The organism is Bradyrhizobium diazoefficiens USDA 110 (assembly GCF_000011365.1).
Taxonomy (GTDB): Bacteria; Pseudomonadota; Alphaproteobacteria; order Rhizobiales; family Xanthobacteraceae; genus Bradyrhizobium; species Bradyrhizobium diazoefficiens.
On record NC_004463.1, the window covers coordinates 1002540 to 1014812 of the forward strand.

The 12273-nt window shown below is 66.6% G+C and carries 10 protein-coding genes; 9 read left to right on the top strand and 1 reads right to left on the bottom strand.

What is annotated here, in order from left to right; genetic code table 11:
• The first annotated feature begins 203 nt into the window (after positions 1-203).
• From BJA_RS04650 to BJA_RS04670, 5 genes are all read left to right on the top strand, one after another.
• The gene (locus BJA_RS04650) at positions 204-1049 is read left to right on the top strand and encodes an ABC transporter permease (RefSeq protein WP_038965193.1); all 846 of its coding nucleotides are present in this window, start codon (positions 204-206) and stop codon (positions 1047-1049) included.
• A gap of 4 nt (positions 1050-1053) precedes the next feature.
• The gene (locus tag BJA_RS04655; protein WP_011083741.1) at positions 1054-1839 is read left to right on the top strand and encodes an ABC transporter ATP-binding protein; all 786 of its coding nucleotides are present in this window, start codon (positions 1054-1056) and stop codon (positions 1837-1839) included.
• Positions 1840-1894: 55 nt separating this feature from the next.
• Positions 1895-2404, top strand: coding sequence for an OsmC family protein (locus BJA_RS04660; protein ID WP_027542149.1), 510 nt, complete (start codon positions 1895-1897; stop codon positions 2402-2404).
• A gap of 220 nt (positions 2405-2624) precedes the next feature.
• Entirely contained in the window at positions 2625-3434 is an 810-nt protein-coding gene (locus BJA_RS04665; protein ID WP_011083743.1) for a hypothetical protein, read from the top strand.
• Positions 3435-3822: 388 nt separating this feature from the next.
• Positions 3823-5499 carry a methyl-accepting chemotaxis protein gene (locus tag BJA_RS04670; protein WP_171463733.1) on the top strand — a complete coding sequence of 559 codons (1677 nt, stop codon included), beginning with the start codon at positions 3823-3825 and terminating at the stop codon, positions 5497-5499.
• A 116-nt stretch (positions 5500-5615) separates the two neighbouring features.
• On the opposite strand, the gene mutS is transcribed toward BJA_RS04670, so the two are convergent.
• A complete protein-coding gene (gene mutS / locus BJA_RS04675) occupies positions 5616-8354 on the bottom strand; it encodes a DNA mismatch repair protein MutS (protein ID WP_011083746.1) in 2739 nt (912 codons plus the stop codon).
• A gap of 215 nt (positions 8355-8569) precedes the next feature.
• On the opposite strand from mutS, the gene pcaF reads away from it, so the two are divergent.
• The 4 genes from pcaF to pcaG all read left to right on the top strand — a co-directional run bounded on the left by pcaF (position 8570) and on the right by pcaG (position 12226).
• Positions 8570-9778, top strand: a complete 1209-nt coding sequence (pcaF, locus tag BJA_RS04680; RefSeq protein WP_011083747.1) for a 3-oxoadipyl-CoA thiolase — start codon at positions 8570-8572, stop codon at positions 9776-9778.
• Positions 9779-9897: 119 nt separating this feature from the next.
• A complete protein-coding gene (locus BJA_RS04685) occupies positions 9898-10791 on the top strand; it encodes a dioxygenase (protein ID WP_038965199.1) in 894 nt (297 codons plus the stop codon).
• Between the two features lie 129 nt (positions 10792-10920).
• Positions 10921-11622, top strand: coding sequence for a protocatechuate 3,4-dioxygenase subunit beta (gene pcaH, locus BJA_RS04690; protein WP_038965195.1), 702 nt, complete (start codon positions 10921-10923; stop codon positions 11620-11622).
• A 1-nt stretch (position 11623) separates the two neighbouring features.
• On the top strand, positions 11624-12226 hold the full coding sequence (gene pcaG, locus BJA_RS04695) for a protocatechuate 3,4-dioxygenase subunit alpha (RefSeq protein ID WP_011083750.1): 603 nt from the start codon (positions 11624-11626) through the stop codon (positions 12224-12226).
• Positions 12227-12273 lie beyond the last annotated feature (47 nt).

Genomic DNA, 12273 nt, shown 5'->3' on the forward strand with positions numbered 1-12273 from the left:
CGCAATTGCGCACGGGGGGCCGGGACCCATCACCACAGGGAGTGGTTGTTGCGCGAAGGCGGTCATTCCGAATCCCCGTAACCACTCCTCCCCGTGGTTATGGATCCCGGATCGGCGCGCGCTTGAGGCGCGCTTGTCCGGGACGACGGTCGTGGGTGTGGCGACACTGTTGCATTCCCTCACAAGACGCGCTTGCTATGGCCATGATCTCCGACGCGCCTGCCTTGCAACGATCCTCTGAACCGGCCGAGGGCGCCGCCGCGCCCTCGCGCATCGCGCGTTACGCGCGGCCGGTGCTGGGTGTGCTGTTGCCGCTCGCGCTCGCGCTCGGCTGGGAGCTCGTGGTGTGGTCCGGCTGGTCCAACGGCCGGCTGGTGCCGCCGCCCTCGCGCGTCTTTGTCACCATCACTGACCTCGCCCGCTCCGGCGAGCTGGTCCGTCACATCGCCGCGACGCTGTGGCGTGTCGGCCTTGGCTTCGCGTTCGGAGTGGTCGCCGGCACGCTGCTCGGCGCGATTTCCGGCTATTGGTCGCTGGCGCGCCGGCTGCTCGATCCGACCGTGCAGGCGCTGCGCGCGATACCCTCGCTGGCCTGGGTGCCGCTGTTCATCCTCTGGCTCGGTATCTTCGAGACATCGAAGATCGCGCTGATCGCGGTCGGCGTGTTCTTCCCGGTCTATCTCGGCGTGATGGGTGCCATCCTCTCGGTCGATCGCAAGATCGTCGAGGTCGGGCGCACCTTCCGCCTCTCCGGCCCGGCGATGATCCGCCGCATCCTCTTGCCCGCGGTGCTGCCGGCCTATGTGGTGTCCTTGCGCGTCGGCCTCGGTCTCGGCTGGATGTTCGTGGTGGCGGCCGAATTGATCGGGGCGTCCGAAGGTCTCGGCTATCTCCTGCTCGACGGCCAGCAGCTCGGCAAGCCCGCGCAGATCCTCGCCGCGATCGTGATCTTCGCCATGCTCGGCAAGCTCACGGACTGGCTGATCGAGGTCGGGTCCGCGCCCTTCCTGCGCTGGCAGGACGGCTTCGGGCGTCCCAGGGGAGCGTAACGCGATGCTCGCGCTCGACAGGGTCAGCAAGACCTATCCCAACGGCGTCGAGGCGCTGGCGCGTTTCTCGGCCGCGATCCGCCAAGGCGAGATCGTCGCCATCATCGGCGGCTCCGGCTGCGGCAAATCAACATTGCTGCGCGCCATCGCCGGCCTCGATCGCGCCAGCTCAGGCACGGTGACGCTCGACGACGAGGCGATCGCCTCGCCGCATGCCAAGATCGGCATCATCTTCCAGGAGCCGCGGCTTTTGCCCTGGCTCGGCGTCGCCGACAATATCGGCTTTGGACTTGCCGATCTGCCCGCGGCCGAGCGGCGCGAGAAGGTGGCGCGCGCGCTCGCGCGCGTCGGGCTCGCCGACAAGGCGCAGGCCTGGCCGCGCGAGCTCTCCGGCGGGCAGGCGCAGCGCGTCGCGATCGCCCGCGCGCTGGTGCCGCAGCCCGAGGTGCTCTTGCTCGACGAGCCGTTCACCGCGCTCGACGCATTCACCCGCAGGGATCTCCAGGATCATCTGCTCGATCTCTGGGCCGACACGCGCCCGACCTTGATCCTCGTCACACATGACGTCGACGAGGCCGTGGTGCTGGCAGATCGCGTGCTGGTGATGCGGCCGCGGCCGGGCCGCCTGTTCGACCAGATCGAGATCAATCTGGGGCGGCCGCGCGACCGCAATTCGCCGCTGTTCGAGAACTTCAAGCGAAGTGTGCTGACGTCACTCGACCGTTCGCTCGACCGCAGCGTGCCCGACCGTGACGCAACCCAGGGTCCCGGTCAGGCCATGTGGTGGTGACAATTTCTCCTCAAGCCGGTACATCGAGGGGCGATTTTTCCGGGAGAGAACGAAAATGGACGCTGCCCAACTGCGCCAGATGCAGGCCCCGATCAAGGAACGCTACAAGACCGATCCCAAGACCGCGCTGATCACGTTGAAGGCCAAGGGCTCGACCGACAGCGACGGCATCGCCTGCAAGGTCGAGACCGGCCGGGCTATCGCGCTTGCCGGCCTGCATCCGGCCACCGGCGGCTCCGGCCTCGAACTCTGCTCCGGCGACATGCTGCTCGAGGCGCTGGTTGCTTGCGCCGGCGTCACGCTGAAATCGGTTGCGACCGCGATCGAGGTGCCGCTCAAGACCGGCAACGTCTATGCCGAGGGCGATCTCGATTTCCGCGGCACGCTCGGCGTCGACAAGGAGACGCCGGTCGGCTTCGCCGAGATCCGCCTCCGCTTCGAGGTCGACACGCCGGCGCCGCAGGACAAGCTCGATCTGCTGCTCAAGCTCACCGAGCGCTATTGCGTGGTCTACCAGACCATCAAGAACGGCCCGAAGGTTTCGGTGTCGATGCAGCGGATGTGAGGCGCGAGAGTCGCTGCTCTACAATTGGTGTCGTTCCCGCGTAGGCGGGAACCCATAACCCCAGGCCGTCGTGATTTCGGACGGTCGTAGCTCCAGCTCTCGAATCACAACGCCCTGTGGCTATGGATTCCGGGTTCGCGCTTCGCGCGCCCCGGAATGACGGACAGAATGCCTTCCTTCCGGATCTGCGCTTCGCTTGTCCGGCACGACAAACAAAAAAATGTCCCCCGAGCTCCACTTCATCCTCTTCCTGCTCCTGCGCATGGCGATCGCGGCGGCGTTCGTCGTGACGGCCTCGATCATCACCGAACGCTCGGGTCCGGTGATCGGTGCGCTGATCGCGACCCTGCCGGTCTCGGCCGGTCCGTCCTACGTCTTCCTCGCGATCGACCATGACGCCGCCTTCATCGCGCAGGGCGCGCTGGCGAGCCTGCCGGTGAACGCGGCGACCATCTTCATGTGCCTCACCTATGTCGTGCTGTCGCAGCGGCACAATCTCGCGGTGAGTTGCGGCAGCGCCGTCGCGGTGTGGATCGGGCTGGCCTCGATCATCCGCCAGTTCGACTGGTCGCTCACCGCCGGGCTTGCCGCCAATCTGATCGCATTCGGCATCTGCATTCCGCTGCTCGCAGGCTATCGCCACGTGAAGATGCCGCTGGTGACGCGGCGCTGGTACGACGTCCCGATGCGGGCCGCGCTGGTCGCGACCCTCGTCGCCATCGTGGTCTCGACTTCCAGCTGGGTCGGCCCCCGTATCAGCGGCATCATCGCGCTGTATCCCGTGGTGTTCTCAAGCATGATGGTGATCCTGCATCCGCGCATCGGCGGCCCGCCGACCGCCGCCGTACTCGCAAACTCCGCCTGGGGCCTGCTCGGATTCGGAATGGCGGTCGCCGTCATGCACGTCGCGGTGGTGCAGTTCGGCCTGGCCGTCGGCTTGAGTCTTGCGCTCGGTACCTGCGTCACCTGGAACCTGACGCTGTGGGGGATCGGCCGGCGCGCGATGCGCAAGGCTCGGCAGAAGCCGTGAGACCACGGATGAACGCGAGATGACGTCGAAGACATATCTGCGGCTAGTTCATTCGAGCAATCAGCGCGGCGTCCCGCAAGCCGTTGAATGACAAATCTCATTTCAAATTCGGGCCGAGACCGCCGCGGGGCGCCGTGTGCACCGGCGATTTTCCCCGGCTGCTGCTTTCCGACATTTCTATTAGAACTTTGTTCGAGCTTTTCCCGTACGAATCAACTTGCATACCCGCGTCCGACACCGCCCGCGTATATTTTGGCGGATCTCTATTCAAGCGATCGGACCTGCGGGAACCGCTGATTGGAATACGGCATCGCTGCCGCGCGGTCACATCCCCCTGGTTCCGACGGGCACGTCCCGATCGGTGTTATTTCGAGATGGAGATTCTTTGATGTTTGGTCGCAACTCCCGCAGTGATGCAGACGCACAGCTCGCCGCGATCGGCCGGTCGCAGGCCGTGATCGAGTTTGCGATGGATGGCACGATTCTTACGGCCAACCAGAACTTCCTGAAGGCGCTCGGCTACTCCATCGACGAGATCAAGGGGAAGAAGCACGCCATGTTCGTGCCGGCCGATCAGCGCGACAGCGCCGAATACAAGGCGTTCTGGGCGCAGCTCAACCGCGGCGAGCCGCAGGCCGCCGAATTCAAGCGAATTGCCAAGGGCGGCCGCGAGGTCTGGATCGAGGCGTCCTACAATCCGGTGCCCGACAATGCCGGCAAGCCGGTCAAGGTCGTGAAGATCGCGACCGACATCACCGCCAAGAAGGTCCGCGCCATGACGGAAGCCTCCAAGGTGTCCGCCATCAGCCGCGCCCAGGCCGTGATCGAGTTCAAGCTCGACGGTACCGTCGTCACGGCCAACGAGAATTTCTGCAAGGCGCTCGGCTATTCGCTGGCCGAGATCGAGGGCAAGCACCACAGCCTGTTCGTGGCTCAGTCCGAGCGTGACGGCGGCGCTTATCGCGAATTCTGGGCCGCGCTCAACCGCGGCGAATACCAGGCCGGCGAGTTCAAGCGCATCGGCAAGGGCGGTCGCGAGGTCTGGATCCTCGCCTCCTACAATCCCCTGCTCGACGAGAATGGCAAGCCGTTCGGCGTCGCCAAGTTCGCGACCGACATCACCGCGGAGAAGCTGAAGAACGCCGATCTCGCCGGTCAGATCGCGGCGATCGACAAGGCGCAGGCGGTGATCGAGTTCAACATGGACGGCACCATCATCACCGCCAATGCCAACTTCCTCGGAACGCTCGGCTATTCACTCGCCGAGATCAAGGGCCATCATCACAGCATGTTCGTCGAGCCTGCCGAGCGCGACGGCGCGGCCTATCGCGAGTTCTGGGCCGCGCTCAACCGCGGCCAGTACCAGGCGGCGGAATACAAGCGCATCGGCAAGGGCGGCAAGGAGGTCTATATTCAGGCCTCCTACAACCCGATCCTCGATCTCAACGGCAAGCCGTTCAAGGTCGTGAAATATGCCACCGACACCACGAAGCAGGTGCTCGTCCGCATGGGCAACGAGCGTGTCCGCGGCATGATGGAATCGGTCGCCGCGGGTTCGGAGGAACTCAACGCCTCGGTGCGGGAGATTTCCGAGGCGATGACCAAGTCGCGCGAAACCGCGATGAGCGCGGTGGATCAGGTCGCCGCCGCCGACGCCCAGGCGCAGCGCCTCACCGAGGCCGCGCAGGCGATGAGCGGCATCGTCGAGATGATCAACAGCATCACCGGGCAGATCAACCTGCTCGCGCTCAACGCCACGATCGAATCCGCGCGCGCCGGCGAAGCCGGCCGCGGCTTTGCCGTGGTCGCCTCCGAGGTGAAGAGCCTCGCCAACCAGGCCAAGCAGGCGACCGACAAGATCGGCCAGGAGATCGGCAGCCTCAACGGCATCTCCGGCGACGTCGTCAGCGCGCTCGGCTCCATCAAGCAGGCGATCAACAATGTCAGCGAATACGTGACATCGACCGCCGCCGCCGTCGAGGAGCAGAGCACGGTCACGAACGAGATGTCGACCAGCATGCAGCGCGCCGCGGCGGAAGCGGCCGCGATCGCGGCGCGGGCGTAGGGCAGTATCGTAGGGTGGGCAAAGGCGCGCGCACTTCGCGCGCCGTGCCCACCATCCATCCGCGAATTCGTCGTTGCATGGTGGGCACGCTACGCTTTGCCCACCCTACGGCGCCGTTACTGCTTCGGCAGCTTGGCCTTCAACGCATACAGTGCATCGAGCGCTTCGCGCGGAGACATCTCGTCGGGGTGCAGCGCCTTCACCGCGTCCATCAGCAGCTCCGCCTCGCTCGGCGGCGCGGCTTCCGCGGCGGCGCGTGAGGGCACGGCGAACAACGGCAGATCATCGGCGAGGGCCCGCGCGGTCTGGCCGCGATCCTGCGCCTCGAGTTTCGCCAGCACGGATTTGGCGCGCGTGATCACGGCCGGCGGCAGGCCTGCGAGTTTTGCCACCTGGATGCCGTAGGAGCGGTCGGCCGAGCCCGGCAGCACCTCGTGCAGGAACACGACATTGCCCTGCCACTCCTTGACGCGCACGGTGGCGTTGAACATCCGCGGCAGCTTGGCCGAGAGCGCGGTCAGCTCGTGATAATGCGTCGCGAACAGCGTGCGGCAGCGGTTGCTCTCGTGCAGATGCTCGATCGCGGCCCAGGCGATCGAGAGGCCGTCGAAGGTTGCCGTGCCGCGGCCGATCTCGTCGAGGATCACGAGCGCGCGCTCGCCGGCCTGGTTCAGGATCGCCGCGGTCTCGACCATCTCCACCATGAAGGTGGAGCGGCCGCGCGCGAGATCGTCGGCGGCGCCGACGCGCGAGAACAGGCGATCGATGATGCCGATGCGGGCGCGCGTCGCCGGCACGAAGCTGCCGATCTGCGCCAGCAGTGCGATCAGCGCGTTCTGGCGCAGGAAGGTCGATTTACCAGCCATGTTGGGACCGGTCAGCAGCCAGAGCTGGCCGGACTTTTGCGCGGGCGCCGGCGAGAGATCGCAGGCATTGGCAATGAACGGCTCGCCGTTGCGCTTCAGGGCCTGCTCGACGACGGGATGACGGCCGGCTTCGATCGCAAAGCCGAGCGAGGAGTCCACTTCCGGCCGCACATAGTTCTCGTCGACTGCAAGCTTGGCCAGCGAAGTCGCAACATCGAGCAGCGCAAAGCCTTGCGCGGCGGCGCGCAGGTCGTCGCTGATCTCGAGCGCCTTGGCGCAGAGCCGCTCAAAGATCTCGAGCTCGAGGCCGAGCGCGCGGTCGCCGGCATTGGCGATCTTGGCTTCGATCTCGCCGAGCTCGGAGGTCGTGAAGCGGATCTGGCCCGCAAGCGTCTGGCGATGGATGAAGGTCGCGTTGAGCGGTGCCGACATCAGCTTGTCGCCATGCTGCGCGGTGACCTCGACGAAATAGCCGAGCACGTTGTTGTGCCGGATCTTGAGGCCTTTGACGCCGGTGTCGTCGGCGTAGCGCGCCTGCATCGAGGCCACCACGAGGCGCGAGGCGTCGCGCAGGTTCCGGGCTTCGTCGAGCGCGGGCTCATAGCCCTGGCGCACGAAGCCGCCGTCGCGCTTGATCAGCGGCAGTTGCTCGTCGAGCGCTGTCGCAAACTCGGCCGCGAGCTCGCGCGATGGTCGCGTCAAGGCCGCCATCACCGCCGCGATCTCCTGCGGCGGCTGGTCGAGTTCGCCGAGCCGCGCCAGCACCTGGTCGGCGGCGATGATGCCGTCGCGCAAGCCCGCGAGGTCGCGCGGTCCGCCGCGGCCGACCGAGAGACGGGCCAGCGCCCGCGACATGTCGGGCGCGCCGCGCAGGATGCTGCGGATGTCTTCGCGCGCGGCGGAATCGGCAACGAAGGCGCCGACCGCGTCGAGCCGCCGCGCGATCGCCGGCGCATCCGTCAGCGGCGCCGCCAGCCGCTGCGCCAGCAGGCGCGAGCCCGCCGAGGTCACGGTGCAGTCGATCGCATCGAGCAGGGAGCCGCGGCGCTCGCCGGCGAGCGTCCGCGTCAGCTCGAGATTGGCGCGCGTGGCCGGATCGATCGCCATGGTCGCGCCCGAGGCTTCGCGCGCGGGCGGTGACAGTGGCGGGTGCCTGCCGACCTGGGTGCGGTCGACATAGGTGACGGCGGCGGAAGCGGCCGTCGCTTCGAGCCTGGTCAGCTGTGCCAGCCCGTCCATGGTCGCGACGGCAAAGTAGTCGCACAGCCGCTTCTCGGCGGTGGCGCCGTCGAAGACGTCGCGGGTCAGCGGCGTCACCGCCGGCAATTCGCGCAAGGTCTGTCCGAGCTCGTTGTCATTGTAGAGCGCGTCGGTGACGATCGCCTCGTTCGGATTGATCCGCGCCAGCGTTGCGGCGAGCTCGCCGCCCGAGCATTCCGTCACCATGAATTCGGCGGTCGAGATGTCGATCCATGCGAGCCCGAAGCGGTCGCCGCCGGTGGACGAGCGGGCGCGCGCGATCGCCAGCAGGTAATTGTTGGCGCGCGCATCGAGCAGCGTGTCCTCGGTCAGCGTGCCGGGCGTGACCAGCCGCACCACGCCGCGGCGCACCACGCTCTTGTTGCCGCGCGCTTTCGCGGCGGCGGGATCCTCGGTCTGCTCGCAGACCGCGACCCGGTGGCCGGCCGAGATCAGGCGGTGCAGATAATCCTCGGCGCGCTCGACCGGAACGCCGCACATCGGGATGTCCGCGCCCTGGTGCTTGCCGCGCTTGGTCAGCACGATGCCGAGCGTCTTGGAGGCGATCTCGGCGTCCTCGAAGAACAATTCGTAGAAGTCGCCCATCCGGTAGAACAGCAGCAGGCCCTGATGCGCCGCCTTGATCTCCAGGTACTGTTCCATCATCGGCGTGACGCGCGCGGCGGCTTCCGCCTGCGGCGCGGGCGTTTCGTCGGGCGGCGGTACGGGTATCGGCTGTTGCATCGTCATGGGCGGCGCAACCTACAAAATTTCGTCCCGCGCTCCTATCGGTTTGGCCGGGGAAGGGAGGTTTTCCACGCTGTCCGCACTGCGGCATGCGTGGCAGGCGTGCACGCCCCTCGGAACACGCGCGTATCAGTCAATTGACCTGCCGCGGGCGCCCTCCTAAAACTCCGCCGGAATTGAAGAATTTGGCCGGACCGCGGCATTCAGGGAGAACAACGATGCGTGACGTCTTTATCTGCGATGCCGTGCGGACCCCGATCGGCCGTTTCGGCGGCTCGCTCGCCAAGGTGCGTGCCGACGACCTCGCCGCCGCGCCGATCAAGGCGCTGATGGCCAAGCACCCCAATCTCGATTGGGCGCAGGTGGACGAGGTGTTCTTCGGCTGCGCCAACCAGGCCGGCGAGGACAACCGCAACGTCGCACGCATGGCGTTGCTGCTCGCAGGCCTCCCCGACTCGGTTCCCGGCCAGACCCTGAACCGCCTGTGCGCCTCCGGCCTCGATGCAGTCGGTGCCGCCGGCCGCGCCATCCGCTCCGGCGAGATCGAGCTCGCCATTGCCGGCGGCGTCGAATCCATGACCCGCGCGCCCTTCGTGATGGGCAAGGCGCAGGAGGCCTTCTCCCGCTCGGCCGAGATCTTCGACACCACCATCGGCTGGCGCTTCATCAATCCGCTGCTGAAGGCGCAGTACGGCGTCGATGCGATGCCGGAGACCGGCGAGAACGTCGCCGAGGAATTCCAGGTCTCGCGCGCCGACCAGGACGCCTTCGCCATCCGCTCGCAGCAGCGCGCAGGCGCCGCGATCGCGGCCGGCTATTTCGCCGAAGAAATCACGCCGATCAGCATTCCCGGCGGCAAGACCGGTCCGATCACGGTGGACAAGGACGAGCATCCGCGTCCCGAGACCACGCTGGAAGGTCTCGCCAAGCTGAAGCCGATCGTGCGCAATCCCGGCACGGTCACCGCCGGCAACGCATCCGGCGTCAACGACGGCGCGGCTGCGATGATCCTGGCGTCCGAAGCTGCCGTGAAGAAGCATGGCCTGACGCCGCGCGCCCGCATCCTCGGCCTCGCCTCGGCCGGCGTGCCGCCGCGCATCATGGGCATTGGACCCGTGCCTGCGACCCGCAAGCTGATGGAGCGGCTCGGCAAGAAGATCAGCGATTTCGACCTGATCGAGCTCAACGAGGCCTTCGCCTCGCAGGGCATCGCCTGCATGCGCCAACTCGGTGTTGCCGACGATGCCGACTTCGTCAATCCGCATGGCGGCGCCATCGCGCTCGGACATCCCCTCGGCATGAGCGGCGCGCGCCTGGCGCTCACCGCCGTGCACGGCATGGAGAAGCGCGGCGGCAAGCTCGCGCTCGCCACCATGTGCGTCGGCGTCGGCCAGGGCGTTGCCGTGGCGATCGAGAAGCTGAACTGACGGGACGCTGCGCGTCCCGTCATCCCGGAGCCGCTCGTTAGAGCGGAATCCGGGATCTCGAGATTCCGGGTTCAGCCCTGTCGGGCTGCCCCGGAATGACGGGCGACCGGGAGGCAAGCATGATGATCGAACGTGAACAGGACGTCACGGCCGCGGCACTGGCGGTGATGGAGCGGACGTCCGATCCGCGGCTTCGCCAGATCATGGTCTCACTGGTCAAGCACCTGCACGCCTTCGTCCGCGATGTTCGCCTGACCGAGGCGGAATTCCGCGACGCCACGGCGATCGTGGCCGAGCTCGGCAAGCTGACCACCGATACGCATAACGAAGTCGTGCTGATGGCCGGCTCGCTCGGCGTCTCGCCGCTGGTGTGCCTGCTCAACAATGGCGATCAGGGCAATACGGAAACCGACCAATCGCTGCTCGGACCGTTCTGGCGGTTGAACTCGCCGCGGGTCGAGAACGGCGGATCGATCGTTCGCTCCGAGACCCCGGGTGCGCCGCTGTTCGTCAGCGGCCGCGTCGTGGACAAGGATGGCCGTCCCGTCACTGGGGCGGAGGTCGATGTCTGGCATGCCTCGCCGGTCGGTCTCTACGAGAACCAGGACCCCGAGCAAGCGGACATGAACCTGCGCGGCAAGTTCACGACCGACCAGGACGGGCGCTTCGCCTTCCGTTCGGTGATGATGGTTGGCTATCCCATTCCGACCAGTGGTGTGGTCGGCCGCCTGCTGAAGGCGCAGAGCCGGCATCCCTATCGTCCCGCGCATCTGCACGCGCTGATCTTCAAGCCCGGATTCAAGGTGCTGATCTCGCAGGTCTACGACCCCGCCGATCCGCATATCGACAGCGACGTGCAGTTCGGGGTGACGCAGGCGCTGATCGGCAAGTTCCTGCGCCACGATACGCCGCATCCGACCGCGCGCGACGTCGCGACGCCCTGGTACTCGCTCGACCACACCTACCGGCTCGAGACCGGCGAGGCCGTGCTGCCACGTCCGCCGATCAAATAGGGCGCGCCTGTGCCATGTGCCGGCGCAAAGAGGCCGCCAAACCCGCTTCCCCCAATTAGTTATATCCTATAATGATTGGCGGAAGTGTTGACCGGCCGGACCGAAAATGGCCGGGGGAGGAGTTCGCCAATGACATTCATCTATCCCGTCGATAGCAACAAGGCGCATCCGCTGCCGCTGTCGCCCGAGTACAAGAGCTCGATCAAGCGCGCACCGAACAAGCCCTTGATCCCGATGCGCCACACGCTGTCGGAATTGACCGGCCCGGTCTACGGCCACGAGACCGTGCGCGAGGGCGACAACGATCTCACCACACAGCATACCGGCGAGCCGATCGGTGAGCGCATCATCGTGCACGGCCATGTGCTCGACGAGGACGGCCGCGGCGTGCCGAACTCGCTGGTCGAGATCTGGCAGGCCAATTCCTGCGGCCGCTACGTCCATGTCCGCGACCAGCATCCGGCGCCGCTGGATCCGAACTTCACCGGCGCAGGCCGCACCCAGAGCGATGCCTCCGGCTACTACCGCTTCGTCACCATCAAGCCCGGCGCCTATCCGTGGGGCAATCACCACAACGCCTGGCGTCCCGCGCACATCCATCTCTCGGTGTTCGGCCATTCCTTCGTCACGCGCCTGGTGACGCAGATGTACTTCCCGGCCGATCCGCTGTTCCCGTTCGATCCGATCTTCAATTCGGTGCCGGACGAGAAGGCGCGCGCGCGGATGGTTTCGTCGTTCGATCTCGAGAACACCCAGCCCGAATGGGCGCTGTGCTACCGCTTTGACATCGTGCTGCGCGGCAAGAACGCCACGCCCATGGAGAGCCACTAAAGTGCAGGATTCTGTGAAGCCCGAGGGGATCACCCCATCGCAGACCGTCGGTCCGTTCTTCAAATACGGCCTGACGCCGACCGGCGACTACGCCTGGAACGACGCGTTCACCAACTCGACGCTGACGCCCGACGTCACGGGCGATCGTGTCCACATCGAGGGCCGCGTGCTCGACGGTGACGGCGTCGCCGTGCCTGATGCCATGCTGGAGATCTGGCAGGCGGATGCTCAAGGGCGCTTCGCCGACCCGCAGGACAAGCGCGCGCTGCCGAATGCCAGCTTCCGCGGTTTCGCCCGCTGCGGCACCGACAAGGACGGCAATTACGCCTTCGACACCGTCAAGCCGGGCGCGGTGCCCGATCTCGACGGCAAGCTGCAGGCGCCGCATATCCTCCTTGCGGTGTTCGGCCGCGGCATGCTGCGGCATCTCTACACCCGGATCTATTTCAGCGACGAGGCCGGCAATGCCGCCGATCCCGTGCTGGCGCTGGTGCCCACTGAGCGCCGCGCCACGCTGATTGCGACGCGCGAGGCGGGGAAGGCGGTCTATCGCCTCGACCTGCGTTTGCAGGGCGACAACGAGACGGTGTTCTTCGACGTGTGAGGCGGCACGCGTGGCGGCGATATCGACGGCCGGCACGCGTTTCTCAT